Source organism: Stenotrophomonas sp. IS26 (assembly GCF_054188265.1).
Map to the genome: position 1 here is coordinate 55,604 of NZ_JBSZJV010000012.1, position 25,108 is coordinate 80,711.

Annotated in this window: 23 protein-coding genes; 7 read left to right on the forward strand and 16 right to left on the reverse strand. The window is 64.9% G+C overall.

The window, feature by feature from the left end:
- Nucleotides 1-113: 113 nt before the first annotated feature.
- The 3 genes from ACW6W5_RS12010 to ACW6W5_RS12020 all read left to right on the forward strand — a co-directional run bounded on the left by ACW6W5_RS12010 (nucleotide 114) and on the right by ACW6W5_RS12020 (nucleotide 3,284).
- Entirely contained in the window at nucleotides 114-1,316 is a 1,203-nt protein-coding gene (locus tag ACW6W5_RS12010; RefSeq protein ID WP_152152786.1) for an amino acid aminotransferase, read from the forward strand.
- Nucleotides 1,317-1,447: 131 nt separating this feature from the next.
- A complete protein-coding gene (locus ACW6W5_RS12015; RefSeq protein ID WP_152152788.1) occupies nucleotides 1,448-2,464 on the forward strand; it encodes a class 1 fructose-bisphosphatase in 1,017 nt (338 codons plus the stop codon).
- Nucleotides 2,465-2,573: 109 nt separating this feature from the next.
- Entirely contained in the window at nucleotides 2,574-3,284 is a 711-nt protein-coding gene (locus tag ACW6W5_RS12020) for a 2OG-Fe(II) oxygenase (RefSeq protein WP_152152790.1), read from the forward strand.
- Here the strand turns inward: ACW6W5_RS12020 and ACW6W5_RS12025 are convergent, their stop codons facing one another.
- From ACW6W5_RS12025 to dnaA, 16 genes are all read right to left on the reverse strand, one after another.
- The gene (locus ACW6W5_RS12025) at nucleotides 3,285-3,650 is read right to left on the reverse strand and encodes a hypothetical protein (RefSeq protein WP_152152792.1); all 366 of its coding nucleotides are present in this window, start codon (nucleotides 3,648-3,650) and stop codon (nucleotides 3,285-3,287) included.
- 101 nt (nucleotides 3,651-3,751) lie between these two features.
- On the reverse strand, nucleotides 3,752-4,843 hold the full coding sequence (locus tag ACW6W5_RS12030; protein WP_152152794.1) for a PA0069 family radical SAM protein: 1,092 nt from the start codon (nucleotides 4,841-4,843) through the stop codon (nucleotides 3,752-3,754).
- Between the two features lie 283 nt (nucleotides 4,844-5,126).
- Nucleotides 5,127-5,870, reverse strand: a complete 744-nt coding sequence (locus tag ACW6W5_RS12035) for a pyridoxine 5'-phosphate synthase (RefSeq protein ID WP_121043748.1) — start codon at nucleotides 5,868-5,870, stop codon at nucleotides 5,127-5,129.
- A gap of 4 nt (nucleotides 5,871-5,874) precedes the next feature.
- A complete protein-coding gene (locus tag ACW6W5_RS12040; RefSeq protein ID WP_070474188.1) occupies nucleotides 5,875-6,135 on the reverse strand; it encodes a hypothetical protein in 261 nt (86 codons plus the stop codon).
- 68 nt (nucleotides 6,136-6,203) lie between these two features.
- Entirely contained in the window at nucleotides 6,204-7,664 is a 1,461-nt protein-coding gene (gene cls, locus ACW6W5_RS12045; protein WP_152152796.1) for a cardiolipin synthase, read from the reverse strand.
- 115 nt (nucleotides 7,665-7,779) lie between these two features.
- Complete coding sequence (locus ACW6W5_RS12050; RefSeq protein ID WP_046272258.1) at nucleotides 7,780-8,193, reverse strand: ExbD/TolR family protein; 414 nt, start codon at nucleotides 8,191-8,193, stop codon at nucleotides 7,780-7,782.
- A gap of 3 nt (nucleotides 8,194-8,196) precedes the next feature.
- On the reverse strand, nucleotides 8,197-8,622 hold the full coding sequence (locus tag ACW6W5_RS12055) for an ExbD/TolR family protein (RefSeq protein WP_046272259.1): 426 nt from the start codon (nucleotides 8,620-8,622) through the stop codon (nucleotides 8,197-8,199).
- Nucleotides 8,623-8,679: 57 nt separating this feature from the next.
- Nucleotides 8,680-9,438: a TonB-system energizer ExbB gene (gene exbB / locus ACW6W5_RS12060; RefSeq protein WP_019184055.1), complete on the reverse strand. Its 759-nt coding sequence runs from the start codon at nucleotides 9,436-9,438 to the stop codon at nucleotides 8,680-8,682.
- An 86-nt stretch (nucleotides 9,439-9,524) separates the two neighbouring features.
- Nucleotides 9,525-10,193, reverse strand: coding sequence for an energy transducer TonB (locus ACW6W5_RS12065; protein ID WP_088435269.1), 669 nt, complete (start codon nucleotides 10,191-10,193; stop codon nucleotides 9,525-9,527).
- A gap of 146 nt (nucleotides 10,194-10,339) precedes the next feature.
- Nucleotides 10,340-11,536, reverse strand: coding sequence for a heme biosynthesis protein HemY (locus ACW6W5_RS12070; RefSeq protein ID WP_121043745.1), 1,197 nt, complete (start codon nucleotides 11,534-11,536; stop codon nucleotides 10,340-10,342).
- 142 nt (nucleotides 11,537-11,678) lie between these two features.
- Entirely contained in the window at nucleotides 11,679-12,485 is an 807-nt protein-coding gene (locus tag ACW6W5_RS12075; protein ID WP_121043740.1) for a M48 family metallopeptidase, read from the reverse strand.
- A gap of 73 nt (nucleotides 12,486-12,558) precedes the next feature.
- Nucleotides 12,559-13,410, reverse strand: coding sequence for a CPBP family intramembrane glutamic endopeptidase (locus tag ACW6W5_RS12080; protein ID WP_121043737.1), 852 nt, complete (start codon nucleotides 13,408-13,410; stop codon nucleotides 12,559-12,561).
- Nucleotides 13,411-13,483: 73 nt separating this feature from the next.
- Nucleotides 13,484-15,943: a DNA topoisomerase (ATP-hydrolyzing) subunit B gene (gene gyrB / locus ACW6W5_RS12085; RefSeq protein WP_121043734.1), complete on the reverse strand. Its 2,460-nt coding sequence runs from the start codon at nucleotides 15,941-15,943 to the stop codon at nucleotides 13,484-13,486.
- A 113-nt stretch (nucleotides 15,944-16,056) separates the two neighbouring features.
- A complete protein-coding gene (recF, locus tag ACW6W5_RS12090) occupies nucleotides 16,057-17,154 on the reverse strand; it encodes a DNA replication/repair protein RecF (RefSeq protein ID WP_152152798.1) in 1,098 nt (365 codons plus the stop codon).
- A 1,165-nt stretch (nucleotides 17,155-18,319) separates the two neighbouring features.
- Nucleotides 18,320-19,420, reverse strand: a complete 1,101-nt coding sequence (gene dnaN, locus ACW6W5_RS12095; protein WP_121043728.1) for a DNA polymerase III subunit beta — start codon at nucleotides 19,418-19,420, stop codon at nucleotides 18,320-18,322.
- A gap of 276 nt (nucleotides 19,421-19,696) precedes the next feature.
- Nucleotides 19,697-21,031 carry a chromosomal replication initiator protein DnaA gene (dnaA, locus tag ACW6W5_RS12100; RefSeq protein WP_046272260.1) on the reverse strand — a complete coding sequence of 445 codons (1,335 nt, stop codon included), beginning with the start codon at nucleotides 21,029-21,031 and terminating at the stop codon, nucleotides 19,697-19,699.
- A gap of 253 nt (nucleotides 21,032-21,284) precedes the next feature.
- On the opposite strand from dnaA, the gene rpmH reads away from it, so the two are divergent.
- The 4 genes from rpmH to mnmE all read left to right on the forward strand — a co-directional run bounded on the left by rpmH (nucleotide 21,285) and on the right by mnmE (nucleotide 25,071).
- Complete coding sequence (gene rpmH / locus ACW6W5_RS12105; RefSeq protein WP_006404565.1) at nucleotides 21,285-21,425, forward strand: 50S ribosomal protein L34; 141 nt, start codon at nucleotides 21,285-21,287, stop codon at nucleotides 21,423-21,425.
- Between the two features lie 5 nt (nucleotides 21,426-21,430).
- Nucleotides 21,431-21,922: a ribonuclease P protein component gene (gene rnpA, locus ACW6W5_RS12110; RefSeq protein WP_121043725.1), complete on the forward strand. Its 492-nt coding sequence runs from the start codon at nucleotides 21,431-21,433 to the stop codon at nucleotides 21,920-21,922.
- A complete protein-coding gene (gene yidC / locus ACW6W5_RS12115) occupies nucleotides 21,922-23,619 on the forward strand; it encodes a membrane protein insertase YidC (protein WP_121043722.1) in 1,698 nt (565 codons plus the stop codon). Before rnpA ends, yidC begins: the two co-directional genes overlap by 1 nt.
- Nucleotides 23,620-23,727: 108 nt before the next feature.
- Nucleotides 23,728-25,071 (forward strand): tRNA uridine-5-carboxymethylaminomethyl(34) synthesis GTPase MnmE, encoded by a 1,344-nt coding sequence (gene mnmE, locus ACW6W5_RS12120; protein ID WP_121043719.1) that lies wholly within the window; start codon nucleotides 23,728-23,730, stop codon nucleotides 25,069-25,071.
- Nucleotides 25,072-25,108: the final 37 nt, after the last annotated feature.

The window sequence follows — 25,108 nt, forward strand, 5'->3', positions numbered from 1 at the left end:
CAGCCTCGGCGCCCTCGGCGGGGCTTTGTTACGATGGGTCGGTTTTGGCTGATTCTGCCGCCAACTCCGCGTCGCGCCACCCTCCCCCTTCCGTCATCCGAATGAGTACCGCCGTGTCCTTCTTTGCAAATGTGGAACTGGTCCCAGGCGACCCGATCCTGGGCCTGACCGAGGCTTACAACGCCGACAGCCGCCCGATCAAGGTCAACCTGGGCGTGGGCATCTATTACGACGAGAGCGGCCGCATCCCGCTGCTCCGCGCCGTGAACAAGATCGAACAGCAGCTGGCCAATGACGCCAAACCGCGCGGCTACCTGCCGATCGACGGTCTGCCGGCCTACAACCAGGCCACCCGCGAGCTGGTCTTCGGCAAGGACTCGCCGCTGCTGGCCGCCGGCCGCGTGGCCACCTCGCAGACCATCGGCGGCAGCGGTGCGCTGCGCATCGGCGCGGACCTGCTGCACAAGCTGTTGCCGCACGCCACCATCGCCATCAGCAACCCGAGCTGGGAAAACCATCGCGCAGTGTTCGGCGCGGCCGGCTTCGACGTGGTCGATTACACCTACTTCGATGCCGCCACCCACGGCGTGGACTTCGACGGCATGCTGGCCGACCTCGGCAAGCTGCAGCCGGGCACCGTGGTGCTGCTGCACGCGTGCTGCCACAACCCGACCGGTGCCGACCTCACCGTCGCGCAGTGGAAGCAGGTGGCCGAGCTGCTGAAGGATCGCCAGCTGTTCCCATTCATCGACATGGCCTACCAGGGCTTCGACAAGGGCATCAGCGAAGACGGCGCCGCCGTGCGCATCATCGCCGAGGCCGGCATCGACAGCTTCGTGGTCGCCAACTCGTACTCGAAGTCGTTCTCGCTGTATGGCGAGCGCATTGGCGCGCTGTCGGTGGTCGCCCCGGACGCGAACGCGGCCAAGGCCGTGCAGTCGCAGGTCAAGCGCATCATCCGCACGATCTACTCCAGCCCGTCCAACCACGGCGCCGCGCTGGTGGCCGGCGTGCTCAACAGCGTTGAGCTGCGCCAGGTGTGGGAAGCGGAACTGACCGAGATGCGTGAGCGCATCCACGCCCTGCGTCATGGCCTGGTGGAGAATCTGGTCGCCGCCGGCGCACCGGAATACGCCTTCATCAACGACCAGGCGGGCATGTTCTCGTACTCGGGCCTGAGCCGCGCCCAGGTGGACCGCCTGCGCGACGAGTTCGCAATCTACGCCGTCGGTACCGGCCGCATCTGCGTGGCCGCACTCAACCAGGGCAACCTGGCATACGTGGCCAAGGCCGTGGCGACCGTCAGCAAGGGCTGAGCGATATCGCCCCTCTGAAGCAGAACGGCCGCCATGCGCGGCCGTTCTGTTATCTGGCGCCGCCCGCGCCTCGTAATGGCTCCGGCGAAGGGCGACAATAGGCGCTTCTCCTCTGAAGGCCGCCTGATTCCATGTCCCAGACGTCGCTGACCCGCTATCTGATCGAAGAGCAACATGCCGGCCGCATCAACGCCGATCTGCGCCAGCTGATCGCTGTCGTCGCCCGCGCCTGCACCAGCATCTCCATCGCGGTCAGCAAGGGCGCGCTGGGCGGTGTGCTCGGCGAAGCCGGTACCGGCAACGTGCAGGGCGAAGCGCAGAAGAAGCTGGACGTGATCAGCAACGAGATCCTGCTGGAAGCCAATGCCTGGGGCGGCCACCTCGCCGCCTGCGCCTCGGAAGAAATGGACCACTGCCAGCCGGTGCCCGACACCTACCCGCGCGGTGACTTCCTGCTGCTGTTCGATCCCCTCGATGGCAGCTCCAACATCGACGTCAACGTGTCGGTCGGCACCATCTTCTCGGTGCTGCGCTGCCCGCCGGGCACCGAGCAGCCCAGCGATGCCAGCTTCCTGCAGCCGGGTACCGCGCAGGTCGCGGCCGGCTACTGCATCTACGGGCCGAGCACGCAGATGGTGCTCACCGTCGGCCACGGCACGCACGCGTTCACCCTGGACCGCGAGAAGGGCGAGTTCGTGCTGACCACGCCGGACATGCAGATTCCGGCGGACACCCAGGAATTCGCGATCAACATGTCCAACCAGCGGCATTGGGAAACCCCGATGCAGGGCTACGTGCAGGACCTGCTGGCCGGCAAGGAAGGTGCCCGCGGCAAGAACTTCAACATGCGCTGGATCGCCAGCATGGTCGCCGACGTGCATCGCATCCTGACCCGCGGCGGCATCTTCATCTACCCGTGGGACACGAAGGATCCATCCAAGGCCGGCAAGCTGCGCCTGATGTACGAAGCCAACCCGATGGGCCTGCTGGTCGAACAGGCCGGCGGCGCCGCCACCACCGGCCGCGAGCGCATTCTCGACATCCAGCCCGATCAGCTGCACCAGCGCGTGCCGGTGTTCCTCGGCTCGCGCAATGAGGTGGAGCAAGCCACCCGTTACCACCGCGAACACGACAGCGCAGCGGGTTGATTTCCTACACAGGGCTGGCCGTCCGGTCAGCCCTGTTGTGACGTGGCAACGGCGTGACATCGGCCACGGCAGCGGTCACCATCGGCCATTCGTGCCCACGGATGACCCCATGACTGCCGACGCGCCGCTCGATTTCATCGAAGTAATCCACAACGCCGTCCCCAACGAGGTCTGCGCGGCCCTGCAGGCCCAGATGCGATCCAGTGCGCAGTTGCAGCCGGGCGAAGTGGGCAGCGGTGTGTTCCCGGAACTCAAGCACAGCAAGGATCTTCGCATCAGCGGGCGGCCCGAGTGGCGGCAGGCCGAAGCGGTGCTGCAGCAGGCGGTTTTCAAGGGTTTGCTGACTTATCTACGCCGTTATCCACAGGCCCTGATCTCGCCGTTGATGTTGCAGATCCAGGACAGCGACGGCCAACCGCGCCGGTTGGCAGCCGAGGATTTCCCCGACATGGACGACGCCACGCTGTCCGACCTGGCCCGCACCTGCCTGCGGCCCGGTGCCATCAATCTGCAATGGTATGCGGCGGGCGAGGGCGGCTATCCGTACTGGCACTGCGAGCTGTATCCGCGCGATCCAGCCGGCGAAACACTGCACCGCCATCTGCTGTGGACGCTCTACCTCAACGACGATTTCGATGCCGGCGAAACCGAGTTCCTGTTCCAGGGCCGCAAGGTCGCGCCGCGCAGGGGCAGCCTGTTGATCGCACCGACGGCGTTTACCCACACACATCGGGGTAACCAGCCGCAGGGTGGGGACAAGTTCATTGCAACGAGCTGGATTCTTTTCCAGAGTGCGCAGAAATTGTTTGGTGGGAATTGATCAACGCGCCCACACCAGCAACACTGCACCGACCACCACCACCATGGCCAACACCATCACCGTGATCAGCACATTGCGCCCGGTACGCTTCGCCTTCGCCTTCAGCCCGGCCAGCACGTCCAGATCCAGATAGAGACGATCACCGCCCGCCTCGCGGATGACGCCGTTGTCGCGGTAGTGCGTCAGCGGCACCTGCAGTGCAGGATCGATGGTGTCGGCAGCGATCGCGCTCTGCGGTGACAACGCCTGATGGCCGGTGAAGTGTGCAATCAACGCGTCGCGCTGCTGCTGCACCGCTGCGGTGATGGCGGCGTTGATCGCGATGTTGGCCGCGTTCGCCGCGGCCGAGGTGGCTGCCGATGACATGGGGTTCCCCTTGGATATCCGATATGGACGTCAGGCGACCGCGGCGCGGCGCCTTGGCCCGATTGTTGGTCGGGCGCATCCCAAAGTCCATCGGGGGCTGATCAGAACAACGAGCCCTGCGGTGACTCCGCCCGCGGCGGCAACGGGCGCAGGAAGCGGGTGCAGTCCAGCTTCGGCCAATGGCTGTGCTGCGCATCGAAGCCCAGGCGCTTGCGGGCCAGCTTGAAACGGTTGGACAGCAGATCGGCGTAGACCCCTTCGCCGCGCATGCGCGTGCCGAACTGGCTGTTGTAATCCTTGCCACCGCGCAGCTGGTTGATGGTGCTCATCACGTGTGTCGCGCGGTCCGGATGGTGGGTGTCGAGCCAATCGCGGAACAGCGGCGCCACTTCCAGCGGCAGGCGCAGCAGCACGTAGCCGGCGGTGGTGGCACCGGCATCGTGTGCGGCCTCGAGCACAGCTTCCAGTTCGGCATCGTTGATCCACGGGATCACCGGCGCGACCATCACCCCGACCGGGATGCCGGCATCGCTCAGGCGACGCATCGCGCGCAGCCGTGCATGCGGGGCCGAGGCGCGCGGTTCCAGTTTGGCCGACAGGTGGGGGTCCAGCGAGGTCACCGAGAAGTGCACGCTGACCAGGTGCTTTTCGGCCAGCGGCGCAAGCAGGTCGATGTCGCGCTCGACCAGCGCATTCTTGGTGATCAGCGAGAAGGGATGCTGGGTTTCCAGCATCACCTCGATCAGCTGGCGGGTGAGTTTGAGCTTGCGCTCGATCGGCTGGTAGGCGTCGGTATTGATGCCCAGCGCGATCGGCTGCGGCACGTAGCCGGGGCGCGAGAACTCCTTGCGCAGCAGCTGCGGCGCATTGGTCTTGGCGAACAGCTTGGTCTCGAAGTCCAGACCGGGCGAGAGATTGAGATAGGCGTGCGAGGGCCGGGCGAAGCAATAGGAGCACCCGTGCTCGCAGCCGCGGTACGGATTGACCGACTGGCTGAAGCCGACGTCCGGCGACTTGTTGCGGCTGATGATGCTGCGCGCGGTCTCGGCGCGCACTTCGGTGCGCAGGCGCGGCGCGGCGAACTCCTCGCTCTCGTCCGGCGCCCAGCCGTCGTCCATCGCTTCGCTGACGGTGACGTCGAAGCGGCCCGCCAGGTGCGTCCGGGAGCCCCGGCCTTTGATCGCAATACCCATGGTCAAAGGCTATCGCCCAGAGGTCTCAGCGAATGAGACGTCGTGGCGTCGGAACAGCGGGGATCGGAGATATCCATGGTTAGTAGTATTACTAACCACAGGGGCAATGGGAAGTGAAACCCGCGCCGGATAAGGGTCGCCGGAGGTGGGGACCGATTTGATCCCCCAGATTATCCACAGGGTCGGGGCGCGTGACTGGCGTGCCATGTCACCCGGCGGCTGAGCCGACCAGCGCTCGGCTCCTACCGGATGCGGGGCGCCTTACGTGGCAGGGTGCGCCGCATCACAGCAGCCGCAGATACCCCTTCACCGTGGCGTCCAGCCCGGCGTACAGCGCCTCGCTGATCAGGGCGTGGCCGATCGAGACCTCCAACACGTCCGGCACCGCCTGCAGGAACGCCGCCAGGTTGTCCTGCGACAGGTCGTGCCCGGCGTTGACGCCCAGGCCGGCCGCCTGGGCGCGGCGCGCTGCATCGCCGAACAGCGCCAGCATGGCGGTGGCGTCGCCGGCGGCATGCGCCTCGGCGTAGGGGCCGGTGTAGAGCTCTACGCGGTCGGCACCGATGGCCGCGGCCTGTGCGATGTCGGGGTTGCCTGCGTCCACGAACAGGCTGATCCGGCAGCCGTACGTCTTCAACGCGGCGATCAGCGGGCGCAGGCGCTGCGCGTCGCGGCCAAAATCGAAGCCGTGGTCGGAGGTCAGTTGACCGTCGCCATCCGGTACCAGGGTGGCCTGGGCGGGACGGGTCTGCGCGCACAGCGGCAGCAGCCCGGGGTAGCCCTCGCGCGGGGGCGCGAACGGGTTGCCTTCTATGTTGAACTCCACGCCACGCTCGGCCGTCAGCGCGGACAGCGCCAGCACGTCCTCGGCGCGGATGTGGCGGCGGTCCGGGCGCGGGTGCACGGTGATCCCATGCGCGCCGGCCTCCAGGCAGGCACGGGCGGCCTGCAGCACGTCCGGGTCGGTGCCACCGCGCGAGTTGCGCAGGACGGCGATCTTGTTCACGTTGACGCTGAGTTGGGTCATGGCACTACGAGGGGTCGGATTCACCCTGAGCGGCCGGGGTACGCGCCTGAAGGGCGAGCTCCCGCAGCCGACGGAGTTCGTTGGGATCGGTGATGGCCGCGCGGGTGGGCTGCACATCGCCGAAGCGGGCCACGTAGAGGCCGCGGACCCACGCCAGCAGGAACACCAGGGTGCCCAGCAGCGACAGCGCCATCAGCCCCATGTGGGGGGTCTTGAGCGCCATGCCGAAACAGGCCAGCGCGAACAGCAGAAACAGCCAGTACATGTCGTTCTCCCCGATTGACCGGGCCAGTGTAGCGCTGGCGCCGGGTGCGGTTCCACGGGGAGCAGTGGCTACAGCAGCGGCGAGGCCAGGCGGGCGAACGCCTCGGGCACACGGTGCCGCCACAGCGAACGCTGGCGGTCGTTGTAGACCGGTGAGGCGCTGCTGTATTCGGCGAGCAGGATCTCGGCCAGCGCGGCAACGCGGCCGGTATCGCTGATCATCATCGAGAGCTCGAAGTTGAGCCGGAAGCTGCGGTGATCGAAGTTGGCACTGCCAACGATGCACACGTCGTCATCGGCGATGAAGGCCTTGGTATGCAGCATGCGCGGGCCATACTCGTAGATCTTGACCCCGGCCTGCAGCAGCTCGTCGAAGTAGGAGCGCGCGGCCTGGGTGACGAACCAGGAGTCGCTCATCTTGGGCACCAGCAGGCGCACGTCCAGGCCACCGAGTGCGGCCGAGGTCAGTGCCATGCGCGCGGCTTCGCCGGGCACGAAGTAGGGCGTCACCAGCCAGACGCGCTCCTTGGCTTCGTGGATCGCCGCCACGTGCAGGCGGTGGATGGTCTCCCACGACGAATCCGGCCCGGAGACCAGCACCTGCGCATTGATGCTGCCCTCGCTGCGGCTGGGCATGGTCTCCGGCCACAACTGCGCGATGTTGAAGCGCGCCGGCTCCTGGCCGGTGGCGTAGATCCAATCCTCGATGAAGACCAGCTGCAGGCTGCGCACCACGTGGCCACGCAGGCGCATGTGCAGGTCGCGATACGCATCCGGGCGGACGCTCTCGTCTTCCTCATCGGTGATGTTGATGCCACCGGTGAACGCCTGCAGGCCATCGATGATGACCAGCTTGCGGTGCGTGCGCAGGTTCAACCACGGCCGCTTGAACGGCTTGAGCAGCTGCCGCGGATGGAACCAGACCACCTCCGCACCGGCATCCAGCAGCGGCTGCAGGAAGCGCTTGCGGATGGAGGAGGAGCCGACCGCATCGAGCAGCAGGCGCACCCGTACACCCGCCGCGGCCCGCTCGGTCAGCGCATCGCGCAGCGCGGTGCCGGCGTGGTCCGGATTGAAGATGTAGTACTCCAGGTGCAGGTGATCCTGCGCCTTGGCCACGGCGGCCAGCAGCGCGCTGTAGGTGGCCGCACCGTCGACCAGCCACTCCACTTCGGTCGCCGAGCTTGGCGACAGACCGGTCGTGGCCTGGGCGATCTTGGCCAGCTCGGTACAGTCCGCGTCCGGTGGACAGACGCTGCTGTAGTGCTCCATGCCCGAACGCGAACGGCCACGGCGCAGGCGCTGCCGCTTCACCTTCTGCGGGCCGAGCAGGTAGTAGATGAAGAGCCCAAGGTAGGGCAGGGCGGCCAGCGACAGGATCCAGCTCAGCGTGGCGACCGGCTCGCGCTTCTGCAGCATGATCCAGCCGGTCAGCCACAGCAGATAGAGAATGTAGGCCGCCACCATCAGGGGGCGCAGGTGCGGGATGGCATCGAGCCAGTCCCCGAAGACGTCGAAGGTTGCAAGCATGGCCGGATGATAGCGGGCGGCGTGGCGCTGGCGCGTATCCACGGCCGGCGGCACAAAAAAAACGCCCCTGTTTCCAGGGGCGTTTTCCAGTCGCGTCATGACTGCGTATTGCGTATTACTGCTGTACGAAGCCGATCTTCTTCATCTGAGCATTCTTCGCGGCAGCCAACACCTTGGCCATCACGTCGTACTCGGAGTCCGGGCTGGCATCGATGCGCAGTTCCGGCTGGTTGGTCGGATCGCGCTGCACTTCCTGTTCCATACGCTGCTGCAGTTCGCCCACAGCCACGGGGCTGTTGTTCCACGACACCTGGTTGCTGGCGTCCACCTTCAACTCGATCGGCGGCGGCGGTTCGACCGTCACCGGCGGTGGGTTGAGCACGCGCTGCGGCAGGTCAACGGCGATCGGGTACGTCATGATCGGCGCGGTGACGATGAAGATGATCAGCAGCACCAGCATCACGTCCACCAGGGGCGTGACGTTGATGTCGGCCATGGGGCCTTTGTTACCACCAGTACTGAACGCCATGGCTTACTGCCCCTTTACTTTGGTGGCGACGAAGCCCACGTCGAGCATGCCCTGTTCCTGCGCGACCTTCGTCATCTCATTGATGACGCGCATCTTGGTGGTGCGATCACCACGCAGGTTGAGGGGCGGCTGCGGGGTCTGCTGGGCGGCGGTCGCCAAGCGCGACTCAAGAGTCTGCTTGTCGATTTCCTCGTCGTTCCAGTAGATCGAGCCGTCTTCCTTGACTGCCAAGGTGATCGGGCTCGCCCGCTTTTCAGCGTCTTCCGGATTCTGCACCAGGTTGGCCTCAGGCAGATCCACCTTGACCTTGTGGGACATCAGGGGCGCCGTGATGATGAAGATGATCAGCAGCACCAGCATCACGTCCACGAGGGGCGTAACGTTGATGTCGGCCATGGGGCCGCCGCTGTTACCACTACTGAAAGCCATAACGGGCTCCGTCTAGATCGTGTTGACTACGTTCTCGCTGGGTGACGCGCGTCGCTATTAGCGAACGCGCGAACCGGTGGCGAAGAAGTCGTGCAGGTCGTGAGCGAACGTATCGAACTTGCTGATCGTGGCGCTGTTGATCTTGCTGAAGAAGTTGAAGGCGAACACGGCCGGGATAGCCACGAACAGACCGATGGCGGTCATGATCAGTGCTTCACCCACCGGGCCGGCAACGGCGTCGATCGAGGCGGAACCGGTGGCACCGATCTTGATCAGCGCGCCGTAGATGCCCCACACGGTACCCAGCAGACCCACGAACGGAGCGGTCGCGCCGACGGTGGCCAGCAGGGTCATGCCCGACTGCAGGTTGTTGCTTTCGCGGGTCACGGCCTGACGCAGGGCGCGATCGACGAACTCCGAACGGCTCAGGTTTTCACCCAGGCCACCCGAGGTGCCGCCTTCCGAACGCTGGTGGTGCGCAGCAGCCTGTGCAGCGTCCAGAGCGATCTTGGAGAAGGGCTCCGAAGCCGGCTGTTCTTCCATCGCACGGATGGCGTCCTGGGCGTTCGGGGTATCCCAGAACAGGCTCACGACCTTGTCGGCAGCAGCCTTCAGACGGGTGGCGCGGAAGATGTTGATGACGGTCCAGTACCAGGACATGGCCGACATGATGATCAGGGTCAGCAGCACGACCCAGGAGACGGCGAAGTCACCCGGCTGGGTGGTCATCTCGTGGATCAGGTGCTCGAAGCCCATCTGCGACAGGGCGTTGGAGTTGCCCCCGGCAGCAGCGGCGATGAAAAGTTCCTGCAGCATGACGCTTACCTTTGTTGTGTGTGGTGATAAAGGGTATTGCTAGAAATAACCGCTAGGGTCGGTGGCCGGCGGGCCACCGGCCACTATCAGTTCAGCGCAAAGTTGACCGGGACGCGAACGCGACCTGCGACCTTCTTCCCGCCCGATTCCGCGGAACGGAAGCTCCACTTGCGAGCTGCGTCCATGGCGGCGCGATCGAGGTCACGGTTACGGCTGGACTTCTCGACCGACACATTGGTGACGTTGCCATTGGCATCGACGTCAATGATCAGGATGACTTCACCCTGGATACCAGCACGGAACGCGGCCGGCGGGTAACGCGGGGGGTTCATGTTCTTCGACGAGATGTCGACGCTTGCCTCAATGGTGCTCGGCGGCTGCGGCGGCGACGGCGGCGAAGGCGGCGTGACGATGTCGGTCGGACGCGGGTCCGGGATATCGACCACAGGAGCCTGCGGCGGCGGCGGAACCGGGGACGGCTTCGGCGGCGACAGGTTCTTGACCGGCGGCGGCGGGGTGTCATCCGGCGGCGGCGGCGGCGGCGGCGGTGGTGGCGGCGGCGGAGCGTCGACCAGGGTCACCATGATGTTGCGTTCTTTCTCCGCGACGGCCTTGGGAGCCACGGCGGGGATCAGAAGCATCATGAAGGCGGCGAGATGCAGTGCGATTACAAAAGCGATACCCACGATACGCGGCCAGGAGAGGCCGGTGTCATCGCGTTGTTCGTACCTGTGAACGACTAGTTGTTCCGTCATGCGCCAAGAGCTCATTAGTGGGGCCGGGATACCCGGGGACAGGTAGCCCATGATCAGCGGTGCATGACACCGCAGGAACCTCCAAGCTTATACCAATCCTGAGCGCCTGCGCATCACTTATGCAGGCGTTCAGGCGTTATTCCTACTTACTTCAGGTTGATGATTTTCTTGGCATCCGCCTGGTTCTTCACACCCTTCGCCAGCGCTTGCTGGGCGGCCTGCTTGGCCTCCGGAATGCGACCTTCCGAATGCAGCACGCGTGCCAGATTCAGGTAGGTCTCGCCGTCCTTGGAAAGCGGGGCAGCCTTCTGCCACGCCTCGATCGCCTTGTCCGTCTGCTGCGGGTCGGAGTAGTAGTACGCCTGGGCCAATGCCAGGTATACCTGATAATCCGGCTTCAGGATGTTTTTCTGCAGGCCATCATTGATAACGGCAATGACGTCCTTTTCTTTGTTCTCGCTGTTGGCGTAGATCGAGTACAGCTGCTTGTACTCGCGCTCGTCGGTCAGCTGGCCGGCAGCGTACAGCTTGGCCATGACAGCGCCGGCCTGGTCCATCTGGTCGGCCTGCATGTACATGCTGGCCAGATTCAACTGCACCTTCTTGTCGTTCGGGTTCTTGGCGGCCAGCGCTTCGGCCTGCTTGACCGCTTCACCGGTCTGGCCGGCTTCGGCCATGGCAGCCATCAGCAGCTGGTTCCAGTTGTCCTTCGGCTCGGGCGAGCCGGCGATGGCCTGCTGCAGCACCGGGATGGCCTCGGCATAGCGCTCGGCCTGGTACAGCGCCTGGCCCTTGGCGATCAGCTCTTCGGGCTTGTTCGACTTGGTCTCGGCGAAGTACTTGTCCAGCGTGGCCAGGCCTTCGTTGATCTGATCGTCCTGCAGCTGCAGCTGCCCGAGCATCAGCATCGACTGATAGTGGCCGTTGTTGTCCAGGCCGCCGAGCTGCAGCGCCTGCTCGAGGTACTTCTTGGCCGAGGCGACGTCGTCCAGCTGGTAGGCCGCCTGCGAGGCGAGCTGCGCGGCGAGCGACTTGTCGTAGGTGTTGGCGGCCGGGTTCGCCAGGATTTCGTCAGCCTGCGCGCGCGTCTCCGGGAACTTCTGGTCGTTGTAGCTGTCAATCATTTTCTGCAGCTTCGGGCCGACCTTGGCCGAGGACTTCTGCTCCGGCTCCTGGCGGGTCGCGTTCGGGTAGAGCACTTCGGCCTTGGCCTGCTTCTGCCCACCCCGCGCGCCACGCTCCGCCGAGCGGGCCTGGGCGAAGGCATCGGTGATCATGGCGCCACTTACAGCGGTCGCGATGAGGACGGAAAGGACGGCTTGCTTGTGGTTGCTGAAAATCATCTTTCACCTCGATCGAACCGCCGCAGCGGCATCAAAACGGACTGTCAGAAAAATCTGAGCCGCCAAACGTATCAGAAACTGATGGCGTGAGAAATCGTTTCCGATGCTGCAATACAGCATCTTTGGGCCATCTCCGGGCGCGTCAACCGCACTTCGGCCTGCGCCCGGCCGCCTGGGCTTGTTGGTATACACCACTCAGGGACGGCGCGTCTCGCTGAAGTTCGCGGATACGGTTGGCCGGATCGGGGTGAGTGGACAGCCATTGGGGCGAGCGACCACCACTGGCGGCCATCATGTTCTGCCACAGATCCACTGCCTGGGCGGGGTTGAAACCGGCCTCGGCCATCAGCCGCTGGCCGACGATATCGGCTTCGCTTTCCTGGGTCCGCGAGCCGGGCAGCAGGAACGCGGCCTGCGCACCGGCGCCGCCAAGCTGGCTGACGGTACTGGCCGCGCCCTCACCGTACGCGGCGCCCGCCAGCGCGCCCAGAACCGACAAGCCGGTCTGCGCCCCCATCTGGCGGGTGATGCGTTCTTCGTGGTGGCGGGAGATGACGTGCCCGATCTCGTGGCCGATCACAGCGGCCAGCTGATCCTGGTTCCTGGCGACCGTGAAGATGCCGGTATTGACCCCGACTTTGCCGCCGGGCAGGGCGAACGCGTTGGGCTCCTTGTCGACCATCAACGCCGTCTCCCACCGTACGCCACGGTACTGAGGCGGCAACTGGGCGACCAGCGCATTGACCACGCACTGCACGTACGCGGTCTGCTTCGGGTCCTTGCTGAGGGTTCCCTTGGACTTGGTCTCGGTAAACGCCTGCGCGCCCAGCTGGTCCAGCTCGGCCTGCGAAACACCGCCGACCATCTGGCGGCGGCCGGTAGGTGAGGTCGTGGTGGCGCATGCGCTCACCAGCATGGCGATGGCAATTCCCAACAGCACTGGTTTCATGTGCGATCCCCCCGTGTTCATGTGCGCAGTGTGGAACGCGGCGACGTAAATTTTCGTCAAGCCGCGTGATCGATCAATGGATGCCCAGGAACATCAGCGCGACCAGGGCGATGCCGTTGTTCAAGCCATGCGCGGCGATCGGCGCCCACAAGGTTCCGGTGCGTTGGTAGAGCCAGGCGAAGGCCGCACCCATGCCGCCATAGACGAGCCATAGCTGGGCGATTTCCCACGGGCCATTGGCACTGGTGCCGGGGATTTCATGTACCAGAGCGAAGGCCAGGCTGCTCAGCACGATGCCCAACACCGGGCGACCGGCCTGCCACAGGCGACCGAACAGGACACGGCGGAACAACAGCTCTTCATAGGCCGGCGCGAGCACGACGGCAAACAGGGCAAGGAACCAGGGGAAACGCGTGATTGCCTGTTCCATCAGCGCCAGATTGGTCGGCACCGGTTCGATGCCCCCCTGCTTGGCCAACCATGCGATCAGGTTGCTGCCGATGATCACACCGGTGGCCACAAGCAATGTCCACCCCCATGTCGAGGGGCGACGTGCCGCCTGGAAGGACAGCACACGTTCGGCGGGCGTGGCCCGGCGACGGAAGAAATACAGCACCAGCGCGGCACCACCGGTAGCAACGAGCGCCATCAGGATCTGGGCGAGCGCCCCGGGTTGGCCCAGCTGCTGGGCAAGACCGGCAACGGCCGAAGCATCCGCACCGTCGCGTGCGGCCTGGTAGCCAACGATCGCACCGCGGTACAGCCCCCAGACCAAGCCGCTGATCAGGCTCAGCGACAGCAGCACCAGCACGCCAATGCCCAGGTCGATGAAGAAGCCCGCGAGCGGGGAACCCGGCTTGCGCGGCGATGACGGGACGGCAGGGGGCAGCGGAGGCGTCATGGACGCCGGGGGGGTAGCGGACATCGGATTCCTGGCATCGGGGGGCGATGGCCGGCCAGGGTGCAGGTCGCACCCGGCCGGCCCGTCCCCGATTGTGTCAGATATCCAGGTTGGCGACCTTCAGGGCGTTGTCTTCGATGAAGTCGCGGCGCGGCTCGACCACGTCGCCCATCAGGGTGCTGAAGATCTGGTCGGCCGCCACGGCATCCTCGATCCGCACCTGGAGCAGGCGACGGGTGTCGGGATTGACCGTGGTGTCCCAGAGCTGCTCGGGATTCATTTCACCCAGACCCTTGAATCGCTGGATCTGGCGGCCCTTCTTGGCTTCGTCCAGCAGCCAGTTGCGTGCTTCGGCGAAGCTGGCCACCTCGGCCGACTTCGCACCACGGCTGATCTTCGCACCGGCACGGACCAGGCCGTGCAGCAGGAGGGAAGACTGGTGCAGGGCACGCAGTTCACCGGTTTCAAACGCACCCAGCGGCAGCACCTGGATCAGCTGTTCGCCCATATGGCGACGCGTGACCAGCACCGCGGCCGGACGCTCCTCGGTGGGTTCCTGCAGTTCCAGCGTGTAGCGCGGCGAACCCAGGCTGCCCTGGTTGAGGCGGGTCGCCAGTGCGGCGAGGCCTTCGTCGGCGCCGGCCTTGCGCAGGTGCTCCAGATCCATCGGGGTGAAATCGATCAGTGCTTCGAGCACCTGGCGATCATAGCGATGGCCGTTGCGCGCAATGGTTTCCTGCGCTGACGCATAGGAGAGCAACAGCTTCTCCAGCGCGACGCCTTCGATGCCCGGCTCGCTTTCGGCCGGGATCAACGACGCGTTCTCCACCGCACTACTGGCCAGGTACGCGTCCAGCGCCGGGTCGTCCTTCAGGTACAGCTCCTGCTTGCCCTGCTTGATCTTGTACAGCGGCGGCAGGCCGATGTAGATGTGGCCACGCTCGATCAGTTCCGGCATCTGACGGTAGAAAAAGGTCAACAGCAGCGTACGGATGTGCGCGCCGTCGACGTCGGCATCGGTCATGATGATGATGCGGTGGTAGCGCAGCTTGTCCGGGTTGTACTCGTCCCGGCCGATGCCGGTGCCCAGCGCGGTGATCAGCGTACCGACCTGATCCGAGGCGAGCATGCGGTCGAAGCGGGCACGTTCCACGTTGAGGATCTTGCCGCGCAGCGGCAGCACCGCCTGGTTCTTGCGGTTGCGGCCCTGCTTGGCCGAGCCACCTGCCGAGTCACCCTCGACGATGAACAGCTCGGACAGCGCCGGATCCTTTTCCTGGCAGTCGGCCAGCTTGCCCGGCAGGCCGGCGATATCCAGCGCCCCCTTGCGGCGGGTCAGATCGCGCGCCTTGCGCGCCGCTTCACGTGCACGCGCCGCGTCCACGATCTTGCCGGCGATCGCCTTGGCTTCGTTCGGGTTTTCCTGCAGGAATTCTTCCAGGCGCTGGCCGAAGGCACTTTCCACCGCCGGGCGCACATCCGAACTGACCAGCTTTTCCTTGGTCTGGCTGGAGAAGCTCGGGTCCGGCACCTTCACCGACAGCACCGCGATCATGCCTTCGCGCATGTCATCGCCGGTCAGGTTGATCTTGGCCTGCTTGGCGATGCCGTTCTGCTCGATGTAGTTGTTGAGCACACGGGTCAGCGCGCCGCGGAAGCCGGCCAGATGGGTACCGCCGTCCTTCTGCGGAATGTTGTTGGTGAAGCAGTACATCGTTTCCTGGTAGGAATCGGTCCACTGCAGCGCCACGTCCACCACGATGCCGTTGGATTCGCCGGTGACCGAGATCACGTTCGGGTGCAGCGGCGTCTTCAACTGCGCCAGATGCTCCACGAAGCTGCGGATGCCGCCTTCGTAATGGAAGTCGTCGCGGCGGCCATCGCCGCGCTCGTCGACCAGCGCGATCTTGACGCCGGAATTGAGGAAGGACAGCTCGCGCAGGCGGCGGGCCAGGATGTCGTAGTGGAACTCCACGTTGTCGTGGAACGCCTTCACCGACGGCCAGAAGCGCAGGGTAGTGCCGCGCTTGGTGCTGGCTTCGACCTGCTTGAGCGAGTTGACCGCAGCACCGTCAGCGAATTCCTGCTGGTAGTGGAAGCCGCCCTGGTAGATATCCAGCAGCAGCTTCTGCGAGAGCGCGTTGACCACGCTGACACCCACGCCGTGCAGACCACCGGACACCTTGTAGCTGTTGTCATCGAACTTGCCACCGGCATGCAGCACCGTCATCACGACTTCGGCTGCAGAGACTTCGCGATCGAGCTTCTTGCTCATCTGCTCGTGCTTGCCGGTGGGAATGCCGCGCCCGTTGTCCGACACCGAAACCGAGCCATCGGCGTGGATCATGACCGAGACATTGTCGGCGTGGCCGGCCAAGGCTTCGTCGATGGAGTTGTCGACGACCTCGAACACCATGTGGTGCAGACCGGTGCCGTCATGGACGTCGCCGATGTACATACCAGGACGCTTGCGGACAGCCTCGAGGCCTTCCAGGGCGGTGATGCTGTTGGCGTCGTAGTTGCCGCTGTTTGCGGGGATGTTCTGTTCTTCAGTCATTGCGCTTGCCGTAGGCTCCGCAGGTCGGGCCGCCGCGATGAGGCGGGGCGCCGAGTAATAAGGGGTTGCAACAGCAATTATACCAGCCGGGCACCGTGACCCCTGGGGGACCACTATGGCACAGCCAGGACCTGTCCATGTTCCACGTGGAACCGGGTGATATCTGTCGCGTCGACCAACGCCGCCGGTACCTCGGTGGCGGTGATGAATATCTGCGCCGGGCCGGCCTTGAGCCGTTCCAGCACCCGCGCCTGGTGATGACGATCCAGCTCTGACGAAAGATCGTCCAGCGCGATCACCGGCCATTCGCCGCGCTGCTCAGCATAGTCCTCGGCCTGCGCCAACAGGCAGGTGAGGGCGGTCAGTTTGGCCTGGCCGCGCGAGAGTGCATCCCGACCCGGAATGGTCTCGAATCCGACGCTCCAGTCGGCCCGGTGCGGGCCGACCGAGGTATAGCCGGCCATCCGGTCACGTTCCCGTGCCAGCAGCAGCGCGTCGGAGAGCGATACCTCCTGCTTGCGCCACCCTGGACTCAAACTCAGCGACTGGATCCCCAGATTGGGCGCCAGTACGGTGGCCAGTTCCACGGTCCGTTCCTGCAGCCGTTCGAGGTAGTGCTGACGGCGGGTGGTCAGCGCCTCACCTGCCTCGGCGAGCTCCCGGTCCCACGCATCCAGCGCATGGGGGTGTCCACCTTGCTTGAGCAGGGCATTGCGCTGTTTTAGAGCCCGCGAGTACCGGCGCCACAGACCCATGAAGTCTGGTTCCACGTGGAACAAACCCCAATCGAGGAACCGCCGACGGGGCTCACCACCGCCACTCACCAGCGCATGGCTGCCTGGCTCGAAGGTGACGACCGCCAGTGCGGCACACAGCGTGCCGAGCTGAGCGACATCTTCCCCGTCCAGTCGGCCTTTCCACTCCTGGCCGCTATGGCGAAGACCGGCCTTGCGACGGGTCGGGGTATCGGCACCATCGCGCTGCTCATCCCATTCCACGAACACATCCAACGCCTCCCGGCCCTGGCGTACCAAGCCATCCCGGACACGGCCGCGAAAACTGCGTCCATACGCCATGACGTGCAGCGCCTCCAGGACACTGGTCTTGCCGGCGCCATTGTCACCGGTGATCAGGTTGATGCCCGGTTGTGGTGCCAGTTCGACGGTATCGAAGCGACGGACCTGGTGCAGGGACAAACGGCGGATGCGCATGCGGACGATCAACGCCGCACGGGGCGGCAGACGGGTAGGGGGAATCGATCAGCTTACTGCATTGCCCGGGTTCCACGTGGCCGGATGCGCCGCGCGCCGCGGGTGGGTACCTGACCCGTCGCCGAGGGCGGAAGGAGCCGATCGGTCTGTCCCGGTGTTCAGCGCGGTGGCGGCTCGGTCTGCCATGCGTCCATTTCGGGTGACGCCAACGGTCATTGGGACAGACAAGCGCGATGTCGGCCGCCGACGTCAGCGCCGCGCCAGGACCGCCACGTGAAACCTCCGTTTACCGCCGCATGGCCCGCCGAAGGGGGCTGAATTTCTTCAAATCTGCGACCTACGCAGCACTGAGGTGCTGCAGATTTCAACGAATTTGCACCGCTTTTTGCCCGCCTTGCGAGCCAGGGACGCGGCCGGTGCCCTGTTTTTTTTAAATCTGGACGTGAGGTTCAATCGCCCCAGGGTAGAACCCAAGCAACGCGCGCAGACCCAAACGAGACTGTCCACACCCGCTCTGTATGGCTTATGCACAGCCTATGGGCAATCTGTGGATAAAAAAGGCCTCTTGCACCACCTCGAAAGATATCCACAGGATCACCCCCAGGCTCAGACCCTGTTTTACCGGGGGTTTCGAGCCTATATTTCTCTTTAAAAGCAAACACTTAACCTACTTTTCAACCAAATCTGGCCCTACCACCACCACCAAGCTTTAGATTTATATACAGTTTTTAAAAGCATAGAGCTGTGATCCAGCGGTCTGAAAGCCGGGTGCAACAGCGGTTCGGAGCAGACGAGCAATTTGCGCAGTTCGCTCGGTTGACCCAGGCAGAATCGACAAGCGCGACAGCAGTCGATCGCCATTTTTCGCTGGCCCCGTCTGGTGCCGCACCGAAGGAGCGGGAGCCGAACGTAGTCACCGTCTCGTCGGATGGAAGGCTTGAAGGCTCGTTGCCAACGTGTCGGTTTTGCCACTTGGCGTCCGTCCACGTGAGTTGGGCTGCGTCGGCAAACGGTCAGACCAACAGTACGGCGACGGCGAAAGCCCAAGCCCAAGCCCCCAGACAAATGCTCCACGTGGAACATCGTTTTCCCGCCCAAAAAGAAGCCCGGCAATGCCGGGCTTCTCAGAACCACTCGGTTCCACGTGGAACCTGCGCGTTTCAGGTCACAGGCGCAGCGGCATCACGACGTGACGGGACTTCTCGCTGCTGGCCTCACGGACCAGCGCAGAGGAGTTCGAATCGCGCAGCTGGATGACGACGTGCTCGTCGCGGAGTGCGGACAACGCGTCCAGCAGGTAGTTCACGTTGAAGCCGATGGCCAGATCGCTGACCGTGGTATCGGCCTCGATCTCTTCCTGGGCTTCTTCCTGCTCCGGGTTGTGCGCGCTGATCTTCAGGTTGCCCGGCGAGACTTCCACGCGGATGCCGCGGTACTTCTCGTTGGACAGAATCGCAGCGCGCTGCAGCGAGGCACGCAGGGCTTCGCGATCAACCTTCACTTCACGATCGGCACCGATCGGAATCACAGCCTCGTAATCCGGGAACCGGCCGTCGATCAGCTTCGAGGTGAAGGTCACGTCATCGCGTTTGACGCGAACGTGGCTGCGGCCGACTTCCAGCTCGATCTCACGATCGCCGCTTTCCAGCAGACGCTGCAGCTCGGTCACGCCCTTGCGCGGCACGATGATCTGACGCTTGGCGCCGCTGGCTTTTTCCAGCTCGGTTTCGCACAGCGCCAGGCGGTGACCGTCGGTCGCCACGGTACGCAGGGCATCGCCACGCAGGTCGAACAGCAGGCCGTTGAGGTAGTAGCGCACGTCCTGCTGGGCCATCGCGAACGCGGTGCGTTCGATCAGTTCCTTCAGGGTCGCTTCGCCGATGGCCACGCGTTCGGTTGCTTCGACCTCGTCGACAGACGGGAAGTCGTTGGCCGGCAACGTTGCCAGGGTGAAGCGGCTGCGCCCGGCCTGGACGGTGATCTTGTCACCGGCCTGCGAGACCGTGATCCGGCTGCCGTCGGGCAGGGCGCGGATGATCTCGAACAGCTTGCGGGCGGGGATGGTGGTCTCGCCGTCCTGGGCATCTTCCACCGCGATCCGCGACACCATTTCCACTTCCAGGTCCGTACCGGTCAGCGAGAGCTGTCCGTTCTGGACCTGAACCAGGAAATTAGCCAGAACCGGCAGGGTCTGGCGGCGTTCGACCACGTTGACGACTTGTGCCAACGGCTTGAGAAAGGCTTCGCGCTGCAGTGTGAAACGCATGTGGTTCCGTGCCCCTATGCTTTAAAAAAATGTGGAATAAATCAAAAGCTTGGTGGTGCTGGTAGGGCCAGAATCGCGGGAAAACACGACTAAGCCTTTGTAAACAATAGGGTTTTTGACCGCGAAACCCTCTGCATTACTAGCCCCCAAGGGGTGGGGAAAGGTGTGGATAACTTTACCGTCGAATCCGCCGGCTTTTTTATCCACAACCTATACCTCGCTTACTACCGGATTCTGCACCGTTTTATGCGATGACGCCTTAGCGGCGTACATGCATCATTCGCTCAACTTCCGGATCAGCTTGTCCCAGTCTTCCCGCAACTTGCCGTCCGCTTCCATCAACGTCCGGATCTGCCGGCAGGCATGCAGCACCGTGGTGTGGTCCCGGCCGGCAAAGGCGTCGCCGATTTCCGGCAGGCTGTGCTCGGTCAGTTCCTTGGTCAGGGCCATGGCGACCTGACGGGGACGGGCCAGCGACCGGGTCCGACGCTTGGACAGCAGATCCTTGATCTGCAGCCCGTAGTAGTCGGCCACGGTTTTCTGAATGTTGGGAATGCTGATCGCCTGCTGCTGGGCGCGAAGCAGGTCGCGCAGGGTTTCCTGGGCGAAATCAGTGGTGATCGCACGGCCGGTGAAGTTGGCGCGTGCGGCCAGGGTATTCAACGCACCTTCGAGGTCGCGGACATTGGAGCGCATCTTCTTGGCAATCAGAAACGCCACATCGTCGGGGATATCGGTGCCACGCTCGCGGGCCTTGGCCAGCACGATCGCTGCACGCGTCTCGAAGTCCGGCGGCTCGATCGCCACGGACAGGCCCCAGGCCAGGCGCGACTTCAGCCGTGCTTCCAGGCCCTCGACTTCGCGCGGGTACCGGTCGCAGGTCAGGATGATCTGCTGCTTGCCGTCGAACAGGGCGTTGAACGTATGGAAGAACTCTTCCTGGGTACGGTCCTTGCCGGCGAAGAACTGGATGTCATCGATCAGCAGCGCGTCGACCTGCTGGAACTGGCGCTTGAACTGGTCCATGGTTTTTTCCTGCAGCGCACGGATCATCGCGCTGAAGAACTGTTCCGAACGCAGGTACAGCACCTTGGCCGCCGGGTTGGCCTGACGCATCGCATTGCCGGCCGCGAACATCAGGTGGGTCTTGCCCAGGCCGGTCCCGCCGTACAGCAGCAAGGGGTTGTGGGCGCGGTCGCCCGGCTTCTGCGCCGCCTGGAACGCCGCGGCCAGCCCCAGCTGGTTGCTGCGGCCTTCCACGAAGTTGGCGAAGGTGTAGTGCGAATCCATGTTGCCGGCGAACGGCACCAGGGGTTCGGCCGGCGCCGCCGGTGCGGACAGGCCCGGAATCGGCGCGATCTGCGCCTCTACCGGACGCGGACGCGAGCCGATTTCAAGAAAAACGTCGCCGAAACCGGCGAAGTGCGCCAGCAGCTCCTTGATGCGCGGCAGATACAGCTCGCGCACCTGGTCGACGATGAAGGCGTTTGGCGCATAAAGCACCAGGCTGTCCGCGCGCAGATCTGCCTGCAGCGGCTTCAACCAGGTGTGAACATCCTCGGGCGGAAACTCCGCTTCGAGGCGTTCGAGAGAACGAGACCAGGCATCCATCGGCAATAATCGTCTGGGGCCAGCGGATAGGCGAACAAAAGCGCCGCACCGCAGGCCGGAAGGGGGGAAGAATGGATGGCGCAGACTACCACCGACGAGGGGGGCCGGGAATGGTTGTCCCAAAGTTATTCACAAAACGATCCACAGCTATTGCACAGCCCGGTGAATTCCCGTAGTGACAGACACTTGACGGGACCTCGATGAGGTCTATAGAATTTCCGGTTCTTTCCGTCCCCTTCATATAGAGGCCCGCATGGCCACCAAGCGCACTTTCCAACCCAGCAACCTCAAGCGTAAGCGCGACCATGGCTTCCGTGCCCGTATGAAGACCGCTGACGGCCGCAAGATCCTGTCGCGTCGCCGCGCCAAGGGCCGTAAAGTCCTGAGCGCTTGATTGCAATGCCGCTTTCCGCGGCAGACGCAATCCTGACTGTGAGCAGTTCCGACCCGCGCAAGCGATTTCCTCGCTCTGCGCGGGTTCGTACGCGTGCCGAATATACAACGGTCTTCAACGGCGCCCGCCGTGTGTCCGATCCGCTGATGACCCTGCACTGGCTGAAGAGCGATACGCCAGCCAGGTTGGGTCTTGCCGTGTCGCGCAAAGTCGATCCCCGAGCCGTGGGTCGCAACCGAGTGAAGCGTGTGTTGCGCGATGCCACACGCCACGTACGGCCGTGGATGAGTGCCGGCGATTACGTCGTCGTTGCCCGCAGTGCCGCCCGTACCGCCAGCAATTCAGATATCCGCCAGGCCTTTGAACGCCTGCTGCGCCGCCTTGGCGCATTGCCCATGCCGGGCGCGGACGGCACAATGCCGCCGCCCCTGGGCGTTGCACCCCTTTCCCAGTCCGAGCCGGCATTGCGTGCCGGCCCCGTCGAGCCTGCACGCTGATGAACCAGACCCGCGTTTTCCTGATTTTTGCCTGGCTGATGGTGGCCGTGTTGCTGTGGATGGAGTGGGGCCGCGATAAAGCCGCGCCGCCGACCCCGGCCGTGGCGACCCAGACCACCCAGGCCAGCGTGCCGGGTGCGGCTGCCGGGAGCATCCCCGGTGCGCCCGTGCCCCAGGCGGACGGTTCCCTGCCGGCGGCACAGCCGGCCGCGCAGACCGAGGCCGGTCCGGCCCGCGTGACCATCACCACCGACGTGCTGCGTCTGGTGCTGGACGGTGGCACGGTGCTGGATGCCGAGCTGCTGCAGTTCCCGCAGACCAAGGAAGAAGGCAGCCCGCCGGTCCGCCTGCTGACCGAAGAGGCGACCCACCCGTACCGCGCGGTGAGTGGCTGGATCAGCGAAGACAAGACCATGCCGGTGCCGGCCGCCAACGGCTTCAAGCTGGTCGGTGAGAACCACGACTTCGTGCTGGCCAAGGGCCAGGACGAGGTCACGGTGCCGTTCGAATGGACCGGCCCGAACGGCGTGACCATCCGCCGCACCTACTCGCTGGGTCGCAATGAGTACGCGATCACGGTGAAGGATGAAGTGGTCAACGGCGGCAGCGCCCCGTGGAGCGGCTACGTGTTCCGCACCCTGGACCGCACCCCGACCATCCTCTCGCGCAGCATGACCAACCCGGACTCGTTCAGCTTCAACGGCGCGACCTGGTTCAGCCCGCAGGACGGGTACGAGCGCCGCGCGTTCAAGGATTACCTGGACGACGGCCATCTCAACCGCACCATCACCGGCGGCTGGCTGGCGATGCTGCAGCACCACTTCTTCACCGCGTGGATTCCGCAGGCCGACCAGGCCGCGCAGTACTCGCTGGCGCAGAACAACGGCCGCGACCAGATCGAAGCGCGTGGCCCGGCCTTCACCGTGGCCCCGGGCCAGCAGGTCAGCACCGAAGCCCGCCTGTGGGTCGGCCCGAAGCTGGTCAACCTGATCGCCAAGGAAGACGTGAAGGGCCTGGACCGCGTGGTCGACTACAGCCGCTTCTCGCTGATGGCGATCATCGGCCAGGGCCTGTTCTGGGTCCTCAACCAGGTCCACAAGGTCGTCAACAACTGGGGCTGGGCGATCGTCGGCCTGGTGGTGCTGCTGAAGCTGGTGCTGTATCCGCTCTCGGCCGTGCAGTACAAGTCCGGTGCCAAGATGCGTCGCTTCCAGCCGCGCATCGCGCAGCTCAAGGAACGCTATGGCGATGACCGCCAGAAGTTCCAGACCGCGATGATGGAGCTGTACAAGAAAGAGAAGATCAACCCGATGGGCGGCTGTCTGCCGATCCTCATCCAGATGCCGATCTTCTTCGCGCTGTACTGGGTGCTGGTGGAATCGGTGGAACTGCGCCAGGCCCCGTGGCTGGGCTGGATCCAGGATCTGACCGCACGTGACCCGTACTTCATCCTGCCGGTGATCAACGTGGCGGTGATGTGGGCCACGCAGAAGCTGACCCCGGCACCGGGCATGGACCCGATGCAGGCCAAGATGATGCAGCTCATGCCGCTGGTGTTCGGCGTCATGATGGCCTTCATGCCGTCTGGTCTGGTGCTGTACTGGGTCGTCAACGGTGGCCTGGGCCTGCTCCAGCAGTGGTGGATGACCAAGCGTCATGGCAGCGATCCGCTGCCGGTCGTCACCGCCAAGAAGTAAGCCACACAGGAGACCCGCCGCAAGGCGGGTTTTCTGCATCTGCGGCCCGGCCAACCGTGCGGTCCGTAGAATGCCCAATGATTCCCCGCACGCTGCAGTGAGCCCGACATGACCCATGCCCCCGACACCATCGTGGCCATCGCCACCGCGCCCGGCGCGGGCGGCGTCGGCATGCTGCGGCTGTCCGGCCCGCAGGCGCGGCCCATCGCCGAGGCGATCGGCGTGCGCGCGATGCAGCCACGCCATGCGCATTACGCGCGCTTGCGCGATGCGGCCGGCGAGGTGATCGACGACGGGATCGCGCTGTGGTTCCCGGCGCCGAACAGCTTCACCGGCGAAGAAGTGGTGGAACTGCAGGGGCATGGCAGCCCGGTGGTGCTCCAGCAGCTGGTCGCGCGCTGCATCGCGCTGGGGGCTCGGCAGGCGCGGCCGGGTGAGTTCAGCGAGCGGGCCTTCCTCAACGGCAAGCTCGACCTGGCCCAGGCCGAGGCGATCGCCGATCTGATTGCCGCCAGCGATACCCGCGCAGCGCGCGCGGCCCGCCGCTCGCTGGACGGGGTGTTCTCGCGCCGCGTGGACGAGGTCGCAGAACAGCTTGTTCTGCTGCGGATCCACGTGGAAGCAGCGATCGACTTCGCCGACGAACCGCTCGATACCCTCGGCGGCGCGCAGGTCCGCAGTGGCCTGGTCACCGCGCTGCAGGCGCTGATCCGGCTGCGCGAGGATGCCGAACGCGGCCGCAAACTGCGCGACGGTCTGCATGCCGTCCTGGTCGGGCCGCCGAACGCCGGCAAGAGTTCGCTGCTCAATGCACTGGCCGGCAGCGAGCGGGCGATCGTCACCGACATCGCCGGGACCACCCGCGACACCCTGCGCGAAACCATCCGCATCGACGGTCTGGAACTGACCCTGGTCGACACCGCCGGTCTGCGCGAAGGCGGCGATGCGATCGAGCGCGAAGGCATGCGCCGGGCGCGCGCGGAGATGCAGCGCACCGACCTGGCCATCGTGGTGGTCGATGCGCGCGAGCCGCAGGCCGGCCGCGACGCCGTGGGCGACAGCATCGCGGACGTGCCGCAGCAGCTGTGGATCCACAACAAGAGCGATCTGCTGGCCGCGATGCCGTCCGACGCTCCTGCGGACGTGGTACATGTCTCGGCCGCGACCGGCCTCGGGCTGGATCAACTGCACGCACGCCTGCGCGCGCTGGCCAGCGGCAGTGCCGGCGACAGCGTGGACGGTGAGTTCTCCGCGCGTGCCCGCCATGTGGAGGCGATCGGCCAGGCGATCGGCCATGCCGAACGCGCCGAATCGGAGCTGGTCCACGAGCACCTGGAGCTGGCGGCGGAGGAGCTGCGCCTGGCCCATGAGGCGCTGGGCGAGATCACCGGACGGATGAGCGCCGATGACCTGTTGGGGCGGATTTTCTCGAGCTTCTGTATCGGGAAGTAGGCGGACGCCTTTCTTCGCGCTGTCACACCCTTGCAGC